19 protein-coding genes are annotated in these 19,450 nt (G+C 66.8%); 7 read left to right on the top strand and 12 right to left on the bottom strand.

Annotated features, from left to right (window positions below; all coding sequences use genetic code 11):
- Positions 1-9: 9 nt before the first annotated feature.
- From gspF to gspG, 11 genes are all read right to left on the bottom strand, one after another.
- Entirely contained in the window at positions 10-1,227 is a 1,218-nt protein-coding gene (gspF, locus tag AC1DOX_RS12760) for a type II secretion system inner membrane protein GspF (RefSeq protein WP_092138581.1), read from the bottom strand.
- 19 nt (positions 1,228-1,246) lie between these two features.
- Complete coding sequence (gene gspE / locus AC1DOX_RS12765) at positions 1,247-2,722, bottom strand: type II secretion system ATPase GspE (RefSeq protein ID WP_092138639.1); 1,476 nt, start codon at positions 2,720-2,722, stop codon at positions 1,247-1,249.
- 86 nt (positions 2,723-2,808) lie between these two features.
- Positions 2,809-5,178 carry a type II secretion system secretin GspD gene (gene gspD, locus AC1DOX_RS12770; protein ID WP_441621135.1) on the bottom strand — a complete coding sequence of 790 codons (2,370 nt, stop codon included), beginning with the start codon at positions 5,176-5,178 and terminating at the stop codon, positions 2,809-2,811.
- 55 nt (positions 5,179-5,233) lie between these two features.
- A complete protein-coding gene (locus AC1DOX_RS12775; protein ID WP_441621137.1) occupies positions 5,234-6,040 on the bottom strand; it encodes a type II secretion system protein N in 807 nt (268 codons plus the stop codon).
- Positions 6,040-6,621 carry a type II secretion system protein M gene (locus AC1DOX_RS12780; RefSeq protein WP_441621139.1) on the bottom strand — a complete coding sequence of 194 codons (582 nt, stop codon included), beginning with the start codon at positions 6,619-6,621 and terminating at the stop codon, positions 6,040-6,042. Before AC1DOX_RS12780 ends, AC1DOX_RS12775 begins: the two co-directional genes overlap by 1 nt.
- On the bottom strand, positions 6,618-8,171 hold the full coding sequence (gene gspL / locus AC1DOX_RS12785) for a type II secretion system protein GspL (protein ID WP_441621141.1): 1,554 nt from the start codon (positions 8,169-8,171) through the stop codon (positions 6,618-6,620). The genes AC1DOX_RS12780 and gspL overlap by 4 nt, the downstream gene beginning before the upstream one ends.
- A 242-nt stretch (positions 8,172-8,413) precedes the next feature.
- Positions 8,414-9,451 (bottom strand): type II secretion system minor pseudopilin GspK, encoded by a 1,038-nt coding sequence (gspK, locus tag AC1DOX_RS12790; protein ID WP_441621143.1) that lies wholly within the window; start codon positions 9,449-9,451, stop codon positions 8,414-8,416.
- Positions 9,452-9,458: 7 nt separating this feature from the next.
- Entirely contained in the window at positions 9,459-10,184 is a 726-nt protein-coding gene (locus tag AC1DOX_RS12795; protein WP_441621145.1) for a PulJ/GspJ family protein, read from the bottom strand.
- Positions 10,162-10,575, bottom strand: coding sequence for a type II secretion system minor pseudopilin GspI (gspI, locus tag AC1DOX_RS12800; RefSeq protein WP_441621147.1), 414 nt, complete (start codon positions 10,573-10,575; stop codon positions 10,162-10,164). Before gspI ends, AC1DOX_RS12795 begins: the two co-directional genes overlap by 23 nt.
- A complete protein-coding gene (locus AC1DOX_RS12805; RefSeq protein WP_441621149.1) occupies positions 10,572-11,084 on the bottom strand; it encodes a prepilin-type N-terminal cleavage/methylation domain-containing protein in 513 nt (170 codons plus the stop codon). Before AC1DOX_RS12805 ends, gspI begins: the two co-directional genes overlap by 4 nt.
- A gap of 25 nt (positions 11,085-11,109) precedes the next feature.
- Entirely contained in the window at positions 11,110-11,589 is a 480-nt protein-coding gene (gene gspG, locus AC1DOX_RS12810; RefSeq protein WP_441621151.1) for a type II secretion system major pseudopilin GspG, read from the bottom strand.
- Between the two features lie 192 nt (positions 11,590-11,781).
- Between gspG and AC1DOX_RS12815 the strand changes: the two genes are divergently transcribed.
- The 5 genes from AC1DOX_RS12815 (at position 11,782) to AC1DOX_RS12835 (ending at position 15,882) form a co-directional block, all read left to right on the top strand.
- Entirely contained in the window at positions 11,782-12,234 is a 453-nt protein-coding gene (locus AC1DOX_RS12815) for an RrF2 family transcriptional regulator (RefSeq protein WP_092138589.1), read from the top strand.
- A 102-nt stretch (positions 12,235-12,336) separates the two neighbouring features.
- Positions 12,337-13,557, top strand: a complete 1,221-nt coding sequence (locus AC1DOX_RS12820; protein WP_092138590.1) for a globin domain-containing protein — start codon at positions 12,337-12,339, stop codon at positions 13,555-13,557.
- A gap of 120 nt (positions 13,558-13,677) precedes the next feature.
- A complete protein-coding gene (locus AC1DOX_RS12825) occupies positions 13,678-14,400 on the top strand; it encodes a hypothetical protein (protein WP_441621154.1) in 723 nt (240 codons plus the stop codon).
- Positions 14,401-14,572: 172 nt separating this feature from the next.
- Positions 14,573-15,172 carry an EF-hand domain-containing protein gene (locus AC1DOX_RS12830; RefSeq protein WP_441621156.1) on the top strand — a complete coding sequence of 200 codons (600 nt, stop codon included), beginning with the start codon at positions 14,573-14,575 and terminating at the stop codon, positions 15,170-15,172.
- 218 nt (positions 15,173-15,390) lie between these two features.
- Positions 15,391-15,882, top strand: a complete 492-nt coding sequence (locus AC1DOX_RS12835; RefSeq protein WP_092138642.1) for an Lrp/AsnC family transcriptional regulator — start codon at positions 15,391-15,393, stop codon at positions 15,880-15,882.
- 84 nt (positions 15,883-15,966) lie between these two features.
- On the opposite strand, the gene AC1DOX_RS12840 is transcribed toward AC1DOX_RS12835, so the two are convergent.
- On the bottom strand, positions 15,967-16,665 hold the full coding sequence (locus AC1DOX_RS12840; RefSeq protein ID WP_092138593.1) for a GNAT family N-acetyltransferase: 699 nt from the start codon (positions 16,663-16,665) through the stop codon (positions 15,967-15,969).
- Between the two features lie 346 nt (positions 16,666-17,011).
- Between AC1DOX_RS12840 and kefF the strand changes: the two genes are divergently transcribed.
- Complete coding sequence (gene kefF / locus AC1DOX_RS12845) at positions 17,012-17,599, top strand: glutathione-regulated potassium-efflux system oxidoreductase KefF (RefSeq protein WP_441621159.1); 588 nt, start codon at positions 17,012-17,014, stop codon at positions 17,597-17,599.
- Positions 17,596-19,422, top strand: a complete 1,827-nt coding sequence (gene kefC, locus AC1DOX_RS12850) for a glutathione-regulated potassium-efflux system protein KefC (protein ID WP_441621161.1) — start codon at positions 17,596-17,598, stop codon at positions 19,420-19,422. The genes kefF and kefC overlap by 4 nt, the downstream gene beginning before the upstream one ends.
- Positions 19,423-19,450 lie beyond the last annotated feature (28 nt).

Consider the following 19,450-nt stretch of genomic DNA (forward strand, 5'->3'; position numbering starts at 1 on the left):
AGCCCCGGCCTACCGTACCAGCTGGTTGATCTCGATGATCGGCATCAGCACGGCCAGTACGATCAGCAGCACCACCACACCCATCGTCAGGATCAGCAACGGCTCCAGCAGGCTGGTCAGGAACAGCGTGCGACGCTCCAGTTCCTGGCTTTCGCCCGTGGCCGCGCGCTCCAGCATCACCGGCAGGTTGCCGGTGGCCTCGCCCGAGCGGATCAGGTGCACGAGCACCGGCGGGAACTGGTTCTGCGCGGCCAGCGCGCGCGCCAGCGACGAGCCTTCGCGCACGCGCGTGGTGGCATCGTCCACGTTGGTCTTGAGCGCCTGGTTGGTCAGCGTCTCGCCGGCCGCCTGCAGGCTGCGCAGGATCGGCACGCCGGCGGACACCAGGATCGCCAGCGTGCTGGCAAACCGAGCCGTGTTGTAGCCGCGGATCAGCTTGCCGACCAGCGGCGCGGTCAGCAGCCAGCGGTGCCAGGCCAGGCGGACGTCGGGCTGGCGCAGCAGGCTGCGAACGATCAGCGCCGCCACGCCGATGACGGCAAGCGCGGCCCACCACCAGTTCCGCACGAAGTCCGACAGCGCCAGCATGACGATCGTTAGCGTGGGCAGCTTTTGCTTGGTGTTGGCAAAGACGCTGACCACCTGCGGCACCACGTACGACAGCAGGAAGATCACGATGGCGAATGCCACCACGGTCACGATGGCCGGGTAGGTGAACGCCAGGCGGATCTTCGCGGTCAGCGCGTTGCGCGACTCGATATAGCCGGCCAGCCGCTCCAGCACCACGCCCAGATGGCCGGAGTGCTCGCCCGCGGAAACCAGCGCGCGGTAGATATCGGGAAAGTCCTTGGGATGCTGCGCCAACGCGACGGACAGCGAGCTGCCGCCCATGACTTCCGCGCGGATGCCGGCCAGCAGTTCGTGCACGTACTGGCGCTCGGCCTGGTCGGCCAGTGCGCCGAGCGCCTCGTCCAGCGGCAGGCCGGAGACGATCAGGCTGGCCAGCTGGCGGGTGAACAGCGCCTGTTCCTGCGTGCTCAGCCGGCGTATCAGCATGGCGCTGCCGCTGCGCGGCGCCAGCCCGGCACCGGCCAGCGGGTCGACGGTGATCGGCGTCAGGCCGCGCGCACGCAGTTGCGTGCGGGCCTGCTTCGGGCTGTCGGCCTCGATGACACCACGGTCGGCGCGGCCGGTGGCGTCAGCGGCTTCGTAGCGATAGGCGGGCATGCTGCGATCTGTCCCTTGCTTATTCGCGCGTGACGCGCAGCACTTCTTCCAGCGACGTGGCGCCGCTGTCGATCCAGCGTTGCGCATCGCTGCGCATCGTGTGCATGCCCTTGGCCAGCGCGGCCTGCTTGATCTCGGACTCCGGCTGCTGCCGGTGGATCATGGTCTGGATGTCGCTGTCGACGGTCAGCAGCTCGTACACACCCATGCGGCCCTGATAGCCGGAACGCCCGCACTTGTCGCAGCCCACCGCATGCCAGACGCGTTGCAGCGGCTTGCCTTGCGCGTGCAGCAGCTCGGCCTCGGCCGGGGTGACCTCGATCACTTCCTCGCGCTTGCAATGCACGCACAGGCGGCGTACCAGCCGCTGCGCCAGCACGCCCAGCAACGACGACGACAGCAGGAACGGCTCGATGCCCATGTCGACCAGCCGCGTCACGGCGGATGCCGAATCGTTGGTGTGCAGCGTGGCCAGCACCAGGTGGCCCGTCAGCGAGGCCTGCACGGCGATCTGTGCCGTCTCCAGGTCGCGGATTTCGCCGATCATGACCACGTCCGGGTCTTGCCGCAGGATGGCGCGCAAGGCCTTGCCGAACGTCATGTCGATGCGCGGATTGACCTGGGTCTGGCCGATGCCCTCCAGGTCATACTCGATCGGGTCTTCCACCGTCATGATGTTGGTGGTGCGTGCATCGAGCCGTGACAGCGCCGCATACAGCGTGGTGGTCTTGCCGGAGCCGGTCGGCCCCGTCACCAGGACGATGCCGTGCGGCTGCCGCACCAGATGGTCGAATCCGTGCAGGGTGCCGGGCGCCATGCCAAGTTTGGCGAGGTCCAGCCGGCCGGCCTCCTTGTCCAGCAGACGCAGCACGGCGCGTTCGCCGTGGCCGGTCGGCAGCGTGGAGACGCGCACGTCCACCGGGCGGCCACCCACGCGCAGCGTGATGCGGCCATCCTGCGGCAGGCGTTTCTCGGCGATGTCGAGCTGCGCCATGATCTTGATCCGCGAGATCAGCGCGCCGTGCAGCGCCTTCTTCGGCCGCACCACGTCGCGCAGCGTGCCGTCCACGCGGAAGCGCACCACGGAGGCGGACTCGAACGGCTCGATGTGGATATCGGACGCCTGCTCGCGCGCGGCCTGGGTCAGCAACGCATTGATCATGCGGATGATCGGCGCGTCGTCTTCGGATTCCAGCAGGTCTTCCACGGCCGGAATGTCCTGCATCAGGCGCGAAAGATCTACTTCGCCTTCCACTTCGCCCACCACCTGTGCGGCGCTGCCGTCCTGCCGGTTGTAGGCATCGGACATGGCGGCTTCCAGCGCGGCCGGTTCCAGCACGCGCAGATGCAACGCGCCGTGCACCCGCGCCACCTCGGCAAGTGCCGATGGCGAAGTCTGGCGGCTCACCCAGACTTCCAGGCCGTCGGGCCGCTGGCGCGCGATCAGCAGCGGGGCTTCGCGCGAGAACGAATAGGAAACCAGCCGGGCGGCCATCGGCGAGGGCGGCTCGGACAGATCCGCCGACGATGACATCGGCGGCGGCGTGATGGTTGCTGGCGTATCGGTGGCCATGGCGAAGATCAGCTGGCGCGCGGCGTATTCGCCGCACCGGCACCATTCTGCGAAATCGGGCGCGGCGCAGTTTGCGGGACCGGCTGCGGCGACGGCGCGGTCCCCGGCTGCAAGGGCTCCAGCGGCAGCGGACTCTGCACCGGACCGTTGTAGCGCGGATCCACGAACGGCGTGCCCGGGGCGTCGGCCGGCGGCAGCACCGGCGTGTCCTTGTCGCGCACAAACATGTTAGGCGAGACAAAGCCCTGCTGCTGGCCGCGGATGTATTCGTAGCGGTCCTGCGTCAGGCGGTCCGTGGCGCTGGCGGTGCGCATGATGTACGGGCGCAGGAACACCAGCAGGTTGGTCTTCTTGCGGTTCTTGTTCTCGTAGCGGAACAGGCTGCCGATGAACGGAATGTCGCCCAGCAGCGGCACCTTCTGCACGCCGTCGCCATAGCTGTCCTCGATCAGCCCGCCCAGCACGATGATCTGGCCGTCATCCACCAGCACGTTGGTTTCGATCGAGCGCACGTTGGTGGTGGGGCCCTGCGTGGCGTTGATCGTGTTGGCCACCACCGACGACGATTCCTGGTAGATCTGCATCTTGACCAGCCCGCCATCGGTGATCTGCGGGCGCACGCGCAGCGTGATGCCGACGTCCTTGCGGTCGAAGGTCTGGAACGGCGTGACCGTCGCGGTGCTGCCGGTCTGCGCATAGGAGCCGGTGGTGATCGGAATGTTCTGGCCGATCAGGATCTTGGCTTCCTCGTTTTCCAGCGTGATCAGGTTCGGCGTGGACAGCAGGTTGACGCTGTCGTTGCTGCCGAGAGCCCGCAGCAGTGCGCCGAGGCCGATGGCCTTGTTGACGACGCCCAGGTTCAGGCCGCCGATATCCGGCACCAGTTGCGTGGCCGCGGCAATGCCGCCCGTGCGGTCGTTGTTGATGGCCGCGATGGCGCCCGTCAGGTTGATGATGTTCTTGCCGCCGCTGCCGAAGTTGGTGCCGGCAAAGCCGACGGTGTTGCCGCCCGAATTGATCAGGCCCTGCCATTGGATGCCGAGCTCGCTGGCCTGCGTGGCGGTGACCTCGACGATCATCGATTCGATATAGACCTGCGCGCGGCGCGCGTCGAGGTCCTCGATCACGGCGCGCAGGTTGCGGTAGACCGGTTCGCTCGCGGTGATGATCAGCGAGTTGGTGGTCGGGTCGGCCTGGATCGTGCCGCCCGTGGTGGGTTGCTGGTTGACCGCGAACGAGGCGGAGAACGCATTGGCGCCGCCGTAGCCGGAGCTCGATCCCGAGCGGCCGGAGCCGCTGCTGGCGCCGCCACCGGTGTATTGGCCGCCCTGTGGCGTGGACGGGGTCTGGAACGCGCCGGCGCCGGTCGCGCCGATGGCGCCAGGCGTGCCGCCGGGCTGGGTCGAGGGCGTGAGGCTCGCATCGGCGGCCACGATCGCGCGCAGCGTGGAGGCCAGCTTCACGGCATCGGCATTCTTGAGCGGCACCACCCAGATGTTGCCGGGCTTGGCAAAGGGCTGGTCGAGTCTTTCGATCAGCGCGCGGGCCTGCTGCACGCGCGCGCGGCTGGAGGCGCGGATCATCAGCGAATTGCTGCGTGGCTCCGCCACCACCGTCGTACGCAAGCTGGTGTCGCCACCGGGCGCGCCGCCACCAGCGCCGCCGGCTGCGGACGGGTCCAGCAGCTTCTGCAGCACCACGGCCGCGTCGCTGGCGATCGCATACTTCAGCGGCACCAGTTCCACTTCGCCCGAGGCCGGCGCATCCACGGCCGCGATGATGCGGGCCAGGCGGCGCAGGTTGTCGGCGTAGTCGGTGATGACCAGCGTGTTATTGGCCGGGTACGCGGTGATGGTGTTGTTCGGCGCGATCATCGGCCGCAGCACCGGCACGAGGTTGTTGGCCGACTCGTAGTTCAGCCGGAAGACCTGCGTCACCACTTGTTCGCCGCGGCTGCCACCCTGTCCGATCACGATGGGGGATCCCTGCAGCTTGGCATCGGCCTCCGGCACGACCTTGGTGAAGCCGTTGCCTTCCACCATCGCATAGCCCTGCATCCGCAGCACCGACCCCAGCGTCTCCAGCGCCTGCGCGCGCGAGACCGGCTGCTCGGTGACCAGGTTCACCGTGCCCTTGACCCGCGGATCGATGACGAAGTTCTTGCCCGTGGCCTGACCCACCGCCTTTACCACGGAGTCGAGATCGGCATTGACGAAGTTCAGCACCACCTGGTCGCGGTTGCGCGGCGAGATGTCGTTCGGCTGCGGTGGCTGCTGCGCCCAGAGCGGCGCGGGTGCCAGCAGGGACAGGCCGCACAGCAGCACAGTGGCGCGCGCGCAGGCGGTGCGGAAGAAGGGTCGGGGTGCTTGGGTTTTCATCATTGTTTCGAAACGGACTGCTTCTCTCCGGCAGTGGTGGGTCAGAAGTGCAGCCTTAGAAGCGCAGCCTTGTTACGTTGTCCTCATGTCGTCCCAGCAGGCTCAGCAGGCCTGCGAGCTGCGTGGCGGCCTGGGGGTCGGTACGGGCCGTGCCCTCGAAGCGTGCCTGCCTGCCCAGGGTGCCGCTGCCCTCCAGGTACAGCGGTCCGGCAGTGGTCCTCAGTTGCAACTTGCCGTCTGCGCCGGTCAGGTCGATCTCGACGCGATAGCTGCCCAGCGGGCGCAAACGGCTGACTGCGGCGGACATCTGCTCGAACTGCATGGTCAGGTGTCCGTACTTCTGGTTGCCGGCAAAGCGGCCCTGCAGCGCCGACCAGGCGATGCGCATCATGCCGTCCGGGCGCAATGTGTTGAACGGCGCGCCGATGCCCTCCAGCAACGACGCGGGCAACCGGATCGCGCCGGGCTGGACGCTCCAGCCGGCCGGCGTCACGGCCACGGTGACCGGCGCCTGCATCGACTGGTCGTGCGTCAGCACCATGCGCAGCGTGCCGGTCAGCAGCGGCCAGAATGCCACGTCCCATCGCAGCCGGCCCGGCAGGACCGTCGCCGTCTGGCTGCCCGCGCCGGCGGACAGCGCCAGCGTCGCGCTGCCGTGCCAAACCGTGCCTGCCGCGTCGGCCAGCAGGACCCGGCGCTGCGTGCGCGTGGCCACCGTGTCGGCCAGCCACGCAGCCGGCCACCCGGCCAGCATCGTCACGACCACGATGGCGAGGCCCAGCAGCGTCCAGCGCACCCGCTTCCAGCCGTTTGCGACGGGCGTGCGCCGGCGTGCAAGGCGCAGGGATTCCAGCCGCGCCATCAGTTGCGGCCACCGGCACCGGGGCCTTGCATGGTGGCGGTCACGTTGACGAGCGCCGTGGCGCCCACGTAGGCAATCCGTGCGTCCACCACCTTCAATCGCTGCTGCTGCCGGACATCCTGCAGCCAGGCGGCCACCGACCCGAAGGCGGCCTTGTCGATCTGTACCTGCACGGCGTTGTCGCCCGTGGGCGCCAGTCGGGTGGCCTTGAGTCCGTGCAGGCCCAGGCTGTCTTGCAGCGCCTGGGTCAGCGCATCGCCACGCAGGGAAGGCGCCGGGCTGGCGGACAAGCTGCGCGCTTCCTGCGCCAGGGTTTCCATTTCGGCGAGGTCCGCGCGCAGCGCCGGCAGATTGCGGGCCAGCCGCGCGCGACCGTCGGCAGCGGGCTCCCAGAGCACCAGATAGCCGATGACGAGCGCGAGCACCACGGCGCCGCCGCCCAGAATGGCCTGCTCGCGCGGATTGCGGGCGTTCCAGAATACGTCGAAGCGTTCGCGCCAGCGATCCGGCACGCGCGGCGTCAGGCGGGCCAGACGTGCGGAGATGAGACCGGTCCGGCCGGTGCGGTGGTTGTCTTTCATGATCCGGCCTTCACGGTCCACCGCGTTGCACCTTGCGGTGGCGTGCTGCCGGCGCGACCCGCCGCGTCCGGCGGCGTCTTGTCTTCTTCCATCTGCAGGCCGGCCTGGCGTGCGTTGTTGCGCAGGGTGTTGGTGTCCATGCCGGGCTTCACCGTGGCGTAGAGCGTGCCGGCGCGGTAGTCGAGCTGCAACAGGCCGTCAGGCGGCAACTGCTGCGCGGCGAGGGCGAACTTGTCGGCGAGCGGCAGGAAGTCGTTCGGCGTGCTGCGCCCGCTGGCCGTGCGCAGCTGTTCGATTTGCCGGCGCATCAGCAGCGGCGGCTCGGCAATCGGGGGGACATTCGGGAACGCCGTGTGCAGGATGTCGATCTGTGCCGCCTCCAGCCGCCTGGCTTCCTGGCGCAGCATCAGCCACTGCACGTTCATGCCGATGATCTGCACGAGCAATACCCCCGCGGCCAGCGCCAGCGGCAGGCGCCACGCGTGCAGGTTCCAGCGGTCCGCGCGTCCCTGCGCGAATTCGAACTGGGCCAGGTCGAGTTGCGGCTGGCGCAGGCAGTCCTCCACGCCAGCGAGCCAGATGCGCCAGTCTTCCGACACGCGGGACGCGCGCGGGGCAGGGCGTTGGTTGCGCAGCGCCGGCACCGGCGCCTGGGCCACGGCTGCGCGGTCACCGTGCCATTCGCCGGCGGGCGCCAGGGCCTGCCAGGCTGCCAGTGCCTGGGCTCCCAGCAGCAGGCCATAGCCTTCATACGGCCCGGTGCGGACGGTCAGTTGCCACAGGCGATCGGCGGCGGCCATGGTGGCGATGTCGAGCTGGGGATCGGCTTGCGCGAGCGCGGTGGCTGCGGCTTCCACGACCAGCGTTGCGGGCTGTGCAGGCGCGGCGGTGTCGGGGCTGGCAGCCGGTGTGGCGGAGGGCGTGACGGATGGGCTGGCGGAAGTGCCGGCGACCAAGCCCGTGCCGGGCACTGGTTCGAGCTCTCCGGCGAGTACGGGTTCGCGTGCGGTGGCCTCGGCTGCCTCTGCGGCCTGCCCGGACTCGGCGCCGGGGGCGAGCGGCAGGCAGAGCTGCGCGGGCAGCACGTGGCGGCGGCGGTGCTTGTGGTCGGCAAAGGCGTCCAGGACTGCGCGCAGCCAGGCGCGGTCCGTCACCATCAGCAGCCGGCGGCGCGCGGCGCGTGGCGACGCGGCAGGCTCCAGCACGGGCCCCAGCGCGATATGGCACGGTGCAGCATCCGTCGCGAGCACGTCCTCGACGAGGTTTGGCAGCGCCAGTCTCAGCCGGGCGGGCGGCAAGGGCGGCACCCGTGCCGTCGTCAGCAGCACATCGCTGGCGGCAACAATCAGCACGAGGCGGTCGGCGGCGGGCATTTCGGCGGCCAAAGCGTGGCCTTCCCGCAACAGCTCAGGTGCGTCTGGAAGCCCGGCCCGACGGCCTTTCTCCCCTACGGGCGTGCGTACCAAAGCAAAGGGCATCGCGCCGAACTGCCACGGTTGCGGCTGGTCATGCGGCCGTTGCGGCAGGCGGACGTAGAGGGTGGTGCTCAAAATGTCGTTGGTTTCTGGGTGGCAAGGTGCGCCGGGGCTGCTTCGGCGGGCTGCCGGATGGCGAAGCGCGCGCTTCCGTGACGGGCGGTTTCAGCTTGCGCGATCGGCGCTGGCGCTCGCCCGGCTTCGGCCCGACAGCGTACCTTGCCTGTGTGACTAACTCGCGTCAATAGCGCCCAGTCCGGATTTGCGGTCGGACGATTGCGGCATAGGTGTCGGGCCCGGCGCCCGACAGGATGGCGTCAGCGTTGCTCCGGCATGCGGTCCGCATCGCGGACCCAGATGACCCGGGTGGTATTGCCGCTGCCGAAGACGGGCGCGCGGAAGATCAGCGAGACCTGGAGCCGCCGTGCGCGCTCGTGGCGTACCAGGCCGTAGATCAGGAAATAGTTGGTGCGAACGTCGAGCGTCTCGGTCACGCTGGCCCCGGCGGCTTGCGGCGCAATCGCGCTCAGCTGGGTGCTGACATCCCCGGTGTTGTTGAAGTAGGCGCGGTCGCGCTGGCGTACCAGTTCGCGCGCGCGATCGAGCGGCAGCTTGTCGATGACCGCCGCCAGCACTTCGGCGTCGGCGGTGTTGGCGTTGACCTTGGTCCGCTCCGGCAGCACGGTGACAAACGGTTCGAGCGTGGCCACGATCTCGGGCGTGTAGCCGGGGATCGCCAGCAAGTCCGCGGCGCTATCCGGTGGCCGGGGCGGCGGTTGTCCGTCGATCGCACCGCCCTTGGCGGCACGCAGCATGTACTGGGCGGTGGGCTCGGCCAGCGCCGCGTTCATGCCGAGCGTTTGAAGCAGCCGGCGGAACGCCACCAGCGACGGCGCATCGATCTGGGCCACGCGGCCGGCGCCATCGGCGTTCCAGATATAGAGATTGGTCAGGTTGAACCGCGCCTGGGCGTCGAGGATACGGCCGGACAGGAACGAGGTCTCGCCGGCCTGGTCGGTACGCAGGCCGGCGCCGAGGAAGTCGGACAGCCGGGTTTCCGCGATGGGCACGGACCACGGCTCGCCCAGATAGTCGACGTTGGACCGCCGCTGATCGTCGCGCAGGATCAGGCGCGCCCAGTCCACGGCGGCGCGTTCGATCCACGCCGCCTGGGCCACCAGCCGCTGGTTTTCGATCGAGCGGATTTGCACCTGCTGGCGCCAGAGCATGCCCGAGACCACCACCACGGCCAGCGTGACGATCAGCAGCGCGGTGACCACGGCGGCACCGTGCTCGCGTCGCGAGAGTCGGGCGCGTTGCGAACGTCTGGAGAGGGCGGGCCGGTTCAGGGTCATGGCTGCGTTACAGGCCCGTCATGCAGATTTTCTGGAACTGCCGGGGCGTGTCGCCATCGCCCAGGCGGGCCAGAACCGTCAGCTCCACGGCACGCACCGCCGTGTTGCCGACGGTGTTGCCGGCATCGGCCTGTGCGTCGCTGGCGCCTGTCGCCGGTGCGGGGCTGGCTGCGGCATTGCCTTGCAGCATGATGGCGCGAATGCGGCCGGTGTCGATTTGCCATCCCACCGGATCGATCCATGTGCGCGCCGACAGCTGGTTTGTATCGCCCAGCAGCGGTCGCATCTGCACGCCGGCACTGCCCGGCTGGCGCAGGTTCAGCATGGCGCCTTGCACGTCATTACGCGTGGTCGCCGGCCGGCTGGCCAGGCGTACCACGGTGTTGCCGTCAAGCCGGTAGGCGACCACCTGCCACGCCGCGGGCTGGCCTTCGTCGCGGCGGTCCCGCACCATCAGCAACTGGTTTGGGCCGATTTCCACCGGACTGGACTGCAGTTGCGCCGGGCTGGCCAAGTGTTCGCAATCGGACTGGAACTGGCCGTAGAGCACCTTCAAGGCGTCGAGGCGCGCATCGTGATCGGTCAGCCGTTCGCGGCTGCGCGTGAGCGAATCCAGCGCCCGCCAGCCGATCACGGCCATCACGGCCAGCAGGGTGATGGCGACCAGCATCTCCAGCAGCGTGAAGCCGCGCGCCGTGCGATGCCACCGGTCAGAGGACGTTGCGCGTTTCATTCGGGACGAGGGTAACCAGCCAGGCCAGGCGCACGGATTTGTCGGTCGCGGACGGATAGACGGCAATCTCCACGCGGCGGAAAGAGGGGTTGGGCGTGCCCGAAACCGATTCCTCGCACCAGAGCGGCGTGCCGCCCTGGGGGCAGTCGTAGCCGCGGGTGCCGGGATCGGGCCATGTCCTGGAAAGGCGTAGCGTGGCCAGGTGGTTCTCGGCGCTGAATTCGGCCAGCATGCGGGATTGCAACGATGCGCCGGATTCGACCATCGAGCCCATCGCGCGCATGGCGGCGGTCAGCGCCACGGCCAGGATCGTCAGGGCGACGAGCACCTCGATCAGTGTGAAGCCTTGCCGATGGCTAAGACGACCAAAATCGCGATGGGGCCGGGTCATTGCAGCACCGTGGCGCGGTAGCGTCCGCTGCCGTCGCCGGTTACGTCCACGCGGATATTGCCGCGCGTGAGAACCAGCCGCTGCGGTTCATCGACCAGTTCGCGCCCGAAGATCAGGCGTGTGGGGCCCGTACCGGTACGGCGTCCGCCATCGACGATGACCGCGCCGTCCAGCGCCAGGCGCCAGTGTCCGGGCGCGAACACGTCCGCGCGCATCGGCACCCAGCCCTGCGGCGTGGATTCGAGGAAGCGCCAGCCGCCGGCATCGCCCTCCCATGCAAGCGGCCGGGCGCCCAGTTGAGCGTCTTCCTGGGCGAGTTCGAAAAGGCGGGCGATTTTCTGGCCGTCGTCGAATACGCGCCCGCGCTCATTGGGCGAGGCGTTGACGGCCACCAGGGAAATGACGATGCCGGCGATCACCATGACCACCAGCAGCTCCAGCAGCGTAAAGCCGGTGCGCCGGCGGCGGGGGAGGAAGGCGGCAGGGCCGCGCGGCGGCGCCGGGCGCATGGAGAGTCGGAAGGGAGGAGGGGGCTTATTCCCAGTTGCCGATATCGGCGTCGTTGGCGCTGCCGCCAGCCTGGCCGTCGGCGCCGAAGCTGAAGACGTCGATCTCGCCGCGCACGCCCGGGTTCAGGTACTGGTACGGATGGCCCCAGGGGTCCTTGGGCAGCTTTTCCAGATAGCCGCCGCCCTTCCAGTTGTTTGGCACGGGTTCGGTGGTCGGCTTGTTGACCAGCGCGGGCAGGCCCTGTTCGGTGGTCGGATAACGGCCGTTGTCCAGGCGATACAGCTTGAGCGCCTGCATGATCGACGAGATATCCTGGCGCGCGGCGACGATGCGGGCCTCGTCGGGGCGGCTCATGATCTTGGGCACCACCAGCGCCGCCAGCACTCCCAGGATGACGATCACCACCATGATTTCGATCAGGGTGAAGCCGCGTGCACGGCCGTTGCGGCGGTGGGGGGCGGTAGCGGGCGTACGGGCGGAAGAGAAGGTGGTCAATCTGCGCATCGTGTCTGGCCTTGTGCCTTGTCATTCGGGTGATCCGCGCCAGGCAGGTGGGCGCGGCCGCATTGGCCAGAAAGTATAACCCCCCGGCGTGACTGTTTTATGTGATGCAGACTTGCCTTGGTTGCCAACCCAATGGCCCAGCGAACAAATATCTTGCATTGCAAATGCACGTTATTTATTATTCCTCCCACGATGCAACTGACCCGTTTCTCCGACTACGCGCTGCGCCTGCTGATGTATGTGTCACGCGGCGACGGCAGCCGGCCGATCACTATTGCGGAAGTCGGCCAGCAGTTTGACATTTCGCACAACCACCTGGTGAAGGTGGCCGCGCGGTTGTCGAAGCTCGGCTGGATCACCGCCACGCGCGGGCGCCACGGCGGCCTTCAGCTGGGGCCGGATGCGGAACGCCTGTCGGTCGGCACGATCCTGCGCGAGCTGGAGGGCCATAAGTCGATCATCGACTGCGCGGACCCGCCCTGTGCGCTGCAAGGTAACTGCCGGCTGAAGCGTGCGCTGGATGAGGCCGAGGAAGCTTTCTACAGCGCGCTCGATGGCGTGACGCTGGCCGATGTGGCCGGCAGCCGCACGGCAGAGTCGATCATCAGCCTGCATCGCGATTTCCTGAGCCGACGTACGGCATAGGGGCCCTGGGGCGGAAAAGCCCCCGGCCGTGCCAACTATCGTCGGCTTATTTGTGCCTTAAAATATGCATATTAGATGCATAATTGACTTGGAGTCTTGCTGATGCTGTCCGCTGCTTCCCGCCCCTATATCGATGCCAGCGTTCCCGTGCTCCGTGAGCACGGCCTTGCGATCACGACGCATTTCTATCGTGAAATGTTTGCCGCGCGACCGGAACTGACCAACCTGTTCAACATGGGCAACCAGGCCAATGGGTCGCAACAGCAATCGCTCGCCTCGGCGGTGTTTGCCTATGCCGCCAATGTCGACCGTGCCGATTTGCTGGCGCCGGTTGTCGAGCGGATCGTCCACAAGCACGTGGCGGTGGGCCTGACGTCGGCCCACTACCCGATCGTCGGCAAGTACTTGCTGGGAGCCATTGCCGCCGTGCTGGGCGATGCCGCTACGCCGCCGCTGCTGGCCGCGTGGGACGAAGCCTACTGGATGCTGGCCGGCGCGCTGATTGCGGCGGAGGCCCGGTTGTACGAGCGCAGCGGCATGGCGCCCGGGCAACTGCTGCGCGTGCGCGTGGTCCATCGCGAGAACCAGGGCGATGCGGTTGTGGCACTGACGCTGGCCGCCGATGATGGCACGCCGCTGCGCGACTTCTCGCCAGGCCAGTACATTAGCGTGGAAGCCACGTTTGCGGACGGCCGTCGCCAGTTGCGTCAGTACTCACTCTCTGGCGAGCGTGGCGTGCCGACGTGGCGCATCTCGGTGAAGCGCGAGGAGGGCGGCGAATCCACGCCGGCTGGCGAGGTGTCCAACTGGTTGCACGACACTGCCCATGTCGACACTACGCTGCACGTCAGCACACCGTGGGGCGACTTCGCACCGGAGCTGGAAAGCCGCCAGCCGCTGGTGCTGATGTCCGCCGGGATCGGCATTACGCCGATGGTGTCGGTGCTGCGTACCCTCGCCAAGGAGAACGCGCACCGCCCCGTGCTGTTCGCCCATGCCACGCGCCACGGCCGTCACCATGCGCACCGGAATGACCTTGCCTGGGCGCGAGAACGCATGCCGAACCTGCGTACCCATATCAGCTACGAGACGCCGCACGCCAGCGATGTCTCCGGCCAGGACTACGACCACGTCGGCACCATGCCGATCCAGACGCTGCTCGGCGCCGACGATACCTCGCGGTTCAACGATGGAAAGTTCTACATGTGCGGTCCGATCGGTTTCATGCAGGCACAGCGCCATGCACTGATCACCTCGGGCATCCCGGTTGGCCATATCCACCGGGAAGTCTTCGGTCCGGACCTGCTGGACGACCTGCTTTGACAAGAGCAATGCGCGGGGCGCGCTGGCTGTCTGGCACGGACTGACGTCCCGGACAGACAGTCGACCCGCGCGTCTGGTACGCTAGGCAGTCCAACTTCTTGCCGCCTGGCGTACCGTCTCGTGCCCACCCTTTTCCGGCCTGCCTTCCGCTTCGACCTTTCCGCAGCCTGGCTCCCGCGCTTGGCCAGCCTGGTGCTGTTTGTCGCGCTGTGCGCGCTGGCGACGCACTGGGTTCTGACGTTCAGTGCGATGCGGACGATCCCGGTCCCGCAGACGGCGCGCGTGGCCCAGACCGAGGCCGTGGAAACCGGCGCCATCGCCACGCTATTCGGTGGCAGCGCGCAATCCGGTGTACGGGATGTGCAATTGATCGGCGTGGTGGCGGACCTGGACGGCGTGGGGCCGGCTGCGGCCATCCTGTCGCTCGACGGCGGCCCGGCCAGGGCCGTACGCGCGGGGGCATCGCTCTCGCCGCAGATCCGTCTGACCGAAATCCATGGCCGCAAGATCGTGATCGAGCGCAACGGCGTGCGGCAGGAGATCGCGCTGCCGCTGCAGGCAGGCGTCAGCGCCGGCAGTCCGGGCACCGTACCTGCGCCGCCGCCGTCGGGAGCCGCCGCACCGCTATCGACGCCGATGCCGTCCCCCGCTCCCGCGCGGACACCGGCCGCGATCGCGCAACCCGGGCAGATGCCACAACGTCCCTCACAACAGCGGCCTCCGCAACAGCAGTTCCAGCCGCAGCAGCAGTTTGCACCCGAGCAGAATCAGGCGCCGCCCGAGCAATATCAGCAAGTCCCGCTGCAGGGCATGGTTGGCGAAAGCCCGGGGCCTAAGGATTGAAACGCCGCAAAGCGTGGTTTCAATCCATTGCGCAATGTTTGACTGTCTTGCACGCGTTTACGCAGGAAGTCCAATCTGTGAGGCCCGTAACATCGTATTAAAAGTATCAACTTTGCAAGATCGTCTGCGTTCTAATCCGTACATGCCCAACGTGATGAAAAGGAGCACAGACATGCAACGCAATCACAAGACGCACATCCTCAAGAACCTGCTCGCGGCCTCGGCCGTCCTGCTGATGGCTGGCGGCGCTTTCGCGCAAACTACCGCACCGGCTCCGTCCACCGCACCCGCGCCGCAGGCGGCCCCACAAGGCGGCATGTCCCATCACCACATGGGCGGCCCCGGCGAGCACCACGGCGGCGGCATGTGGCTGAAGTCGGTCGACACGGACGGCGATGGCACGATCTCCAAGGCGGAGGCCGACGCGCTGTTCAACAAGATCGATACCAACCACGACGGCAAGCTCGACAAGGCGGAACTCGCGGCGTATCACAAGGCCGCCTGGGAGCAGCGCCGGGCGCAGATGAAGACGGAATTCGAGGCCAAGTTCAAGGCGGCCGACAAGAACAATGACGGCGCGCTGACCCGCGACGAAATGAAGGCAGCGTTCCCGCGCATGGTGAACCGTTTCGACCAGCTCGATGCCAATCATGATGGCAAGGTGACGATGGCCGAAATCGAATCCGGCATGCAGAAGATGCATCAGCAACGCATGCAGCGTCGCGGCCCGGGGGCTTCCGCGCCTGCCGTGCCCTCGGGTAGCGGCAACTGATCAGCACCTTACCCAGAAAGCGCGACCTTCGGGTCGCGCTTTTTTTTTTGCCAGAATGCCTCCCGCTTGGCACCATCCTTGCTGCTTCAGGTGATGTAAGCGGCGGGTGCAATGCCTGGCGAAAGCTCCCATCGCATCAAAAAAATTGCGTACTTGTGCACGACTTGTTAAATTTGCGCAAAAAAATTGCCGACAAACATATTGCGGAGCAACAAAACGTGAGCAAGGTGGAGCTGGACAAGATCGATCGGAAGATTCTGGAAGTCCTGCAGACCAACGGGAGGCTGACCAACCTGGAAGTGGCCGAGCGCGTGAACCTTTCGCCGAGCCCCTGCCTGCGTCGCATCCGTCGGCTGGAGGAGATTGGCGTGATTCGCCAGTACGCCGCGTTGCTGGAGCCCAACAAGATCGGGCTCGGGCTGCTGGCATACATCAACGTTCGCCTGGAAAAGCAGGGTGGCACGCCGAAAGGCAAGGCGCCACTGGACCTGTTTCGCGCGGCGATCCAGACATGGCCCGAGGTGGCAGCGTGCCACGCGATGACTGGGGAGATGGACCTGTTGCTGAAGGTCTATGTGGAAGACATGGAGCACTTCGCCCGCTTCATGCAGGAGCAACTGCTTGCGCACCCGTCCGTGATTGACGTGCGGTCCAGCTTCGCGCTGGAATCGATCAAGGACACCACCGCACTGCCGGTGGCCGACGCCTGACAGCCGAGCCAGAAACACAAACGGCGCACCCTGGTGGTGCGCCGTTTGTGTTGGGAAGCCTCGGCTTCGCGGAGGTTCGTCGGCTCAGGCCGTGTGCTTCTGCGGCAACAGCGAACGCCAGAAGCGCAGGCCAAACCGGCGTGCATCGCGCAGATTGCGGCGGACCATGTAGTCCAGGTCGGCAACCTGTTCGTCCAGCGCCTCGGTGAGGCGGCTGACGGTGTCCGCCGGCGGCAGCTCCAGGTAGGCATCGGCTTCGCCGTACGCGTACTGGACCTTCATGCCGGCCTTCTTGGCAATGTGCATCATCGCCGCGTTGCGCGACAGGCAGTGCATGTACAGCGTGCGCACATTCGTGTTGCGGCCATGTATGGCGGCCCGCTCGAACAGCGCGCTGCCGATGCCGCGGCCACGGGCGCTCTTGGACACCGACACGCCGAATTCCGCCACACGGCCCTGTGCATTGTCGCGCAGGTTGGCAAAGTGACCCACGCCGATCAGGACAAGGTCTTCGTCGTAGACGCCGAACACGGAGTCGTGGTCGAAGTCGATGCTGTCGACGTAGGCCTCGATCACATGGTTGCCAACGGACTGGCCAAAACGGAGCAGGCGATCCTCCTCGCCGAGGGCGAGAAAATGCTTCTGCAGGCGGGAGCGATGATGGGCGGCCAGTTCCCGCACCAGAATGGTGGGGCGCTGAGCGGCCTGTGTGGCTTCGGCTGCACGGCGAAGATCTTCATCGGTTACGGCACCGACGGCCCGGCTCAGTTCGAGCGGATTCACTTTGGTTTCCTTCTTCAGTGATCGGTATAAAAATAGCACCGCTATGGTGGTTGCCTGCGCACTTCCGCGACTTTCACGCATTCTTGCGCGCAAAGTGGTGCTGTTCGGGCAAATACTAGGTTGCTGCGATGCAGAAAGTATTGTAGTGGAATTGTCAGATCCGCGTAAGCTTCCCGCGGTGCAACAAGCTTCTCAAAGTGTGACATTTGGAAAATCCAAGTTTTTTCAATGGCTTAGCCACGTGGCCAAGCCACTCCATGCGCGGCGGATGTGGGCTTGCTGCAACGCCGCATGTTTTCGCCTGCCGGACACTATCCGGACAACGATCCGCTGACTTCTTGCCTTCATGACCGAGCCACCCATCGTTGTGATCTATGCGCATCCCACGCCCCAGCGTTCCCGCGTCAACCGTCCCCTTGCCGAAGCCCTGGCAGCCTTGCCTCATGTGGCCGTGCGGGAGCTCTACAGCCTCTATGTCGACTACGACATCGACGTGGTAGCCGAGCAGCGCCTGCTGTCCACCGCCGACACACTGGTGCTGCAGTTCCCCGTCAGGTGGTACAGCGTGCCGGCACTGCTGAAGCTCTGGTTTGATGAAGTGCTCGAGACCGGTTGGGCCTGCGGGCCGGGCGGTACCGCGTTACGCGGCAAGTCGATGCTGGCGGTGGTCAGCACGGGCGGGCACGCCGATGCCTACGGGCCCGACGGCACGCACGGCCATCCGATTGCCGATTTCCTGTTGCCACTGGAGCAGACCGCGGTCCTGTGCGGCATGAGCTGGCTCCCGCCGGTCGTGCTGCACGATGCGGACAACGTGCATCCCGAAGCTGTCGCGCTGCATATCGAGCATGTGGCCCGTCACCTCGCGCCTCCGCTGCCGGTTCCGCCGGAAATCCTGTCGCCGGACTCCTCGCTGCAGGAGGAAGCACCGTGAACCAGCACGACTTTCTGATTGCGCTACTCGTGTTCCTGGTGGCGGCTGTCGTGGCCGTGCCCCTGGCGCGCCGATTCGGGCTGGGTGCCGTGCTCGGCTACCTGCTGGCCGGCGCTGCCATCGGACCCTTTGCACTGCGCCTGGTCACCAACGTGGAGTCGATCCTCCATTTCTCGGAATTCGGTGTTGTGATGATGATGTTCGTCATCGGGCTGGAGCTGGAGCCGAGGAAACTCAAGAATCTTCGCAAGACCATCTTCGGCTATGGCAGCGCCCAGTTGGCGGCATGCGCGCTGGCGATAGGCATCCTGGCCGTCCTGCTTGGCGCGTCCTGGCAGGTCGCGCTGGTGGCCGGGCTGGGGCTGGCGTTGTCATCCACGGCGATTGCCTTTGCGACACTGGCCGAGCGCAACCTGATGGGCACGCCAGCCGGGGCCGCCAGCTTTGGCATCCTGCTGTTCCAGGACATCGCCGCGATCCCGATGATCGCGTTGCTGCCGCTGCTGGCTGCGGACGCCGCCGACGTGGCGGCCGGCGTATCGGCGCAGGGCGTGCCGCATTGGCAGACTGCGGCCAAGGCCGTGGCGGTGATTGGTGCCGTCGTGATCGGGGGGCGCTATCTGGTGCGGCCCGCACTCCGTTTCATCGCCGGCACCGACATGCGCGAGATGTTCACCGCATTCGCACTGCTGCTGGTGGTGGGGATCGCGCTGATGATGGATGCGGTGGGCCTGTCAATGGCGCTTGGCACCTTCGTGGCCGGTGTGCTCCTGGCCGATTCGGAATACCGCCACGCGCTGGAGGCCGACATCGAGCCTTTCAAGGGGCTGCTTCTCGGGCTGTTCTTCATGGCCGTGGGTATGTCGATTGATTTCGGCGTGCTGAGCCAGGCGCCGTGGCGCGTGCTGGGGCTGGTGGTGGGCTTTGTTGCCGTCAAGACACTCGTGCTGACACTGCTGTCGCGCCGCTTTGGCATCGCGCGCGGGCAGCGGCTGCTGTTCGGGCTGCTGATCTCGCAAGGCGGAGAGTTCGCATTCGTGGTGTTCTCGGTGGCGGGCAACGCGGGTCTGCTGCCGGAGCGGGTCGAGGCGCTCCTGATACTCGTCGTGGCGCTGTCGATGGTGGCGACGCCACTGCTGCTGCTGCTCTTCGACCGTTTGCTGGCGCCCCGCCTGAATGCGAAGTCGCGCCGGGCGGACGACGCCATCACGCCGCAACACAATCCGGTGCTGATTGCCGGCTTCGGTCGTTTCGGGCAGATCATCGGCCGTCTGCTCTATGCACAGGGCATCGGCGTGACGGTGCTGGATCACGATCCGGACCAGATTGAGTTCCTGCGCAACTACGGTATCAAGGTGTTCTATGGCGATGCCACGCGAATGGACCTGCTGGAAGCCGCAGGCGCCGCCAACGCGCGGATCATCGTTGTGGCCATCGACGGGATGGAAGACAACCTTGCCTTGATCGACCGTGTGCGCGAGCGCTTTCCGCACCTGGAGATCTATGCGCGGGCGCGGCACGTGTCCCACATCTATCAGCTCAAGGACCGAGGCGTGCAGATCTTCGAGCGCGAGATGTTCGAGGGTTCGCTATCGATGGGGCGCCGCGTGTTGGAGGGTCTCGGTTTCGATCCGTCAGACGCCCGTAACGTGGCGCTGAGATTCCGGCGGCATAACATCCAGGCGCTCGATCGCTTTTATCCGCATTACACGGATCAGAAAAAGCTGGTGTCGCTGGCGCGGCAGGCGCGCGACGAACTGGAGGAAATGTTCCGGCAGGACCGGGAGCAGCGGCAAAAGCGGGAAGAGGCCGAGTGGTCCTGACACGCAAGGCGAGCGGTCGGTTTCGCAA

It is taken from the genome of Cupriavidus sp. 01L415 (genome assembly GCF_056400065.1).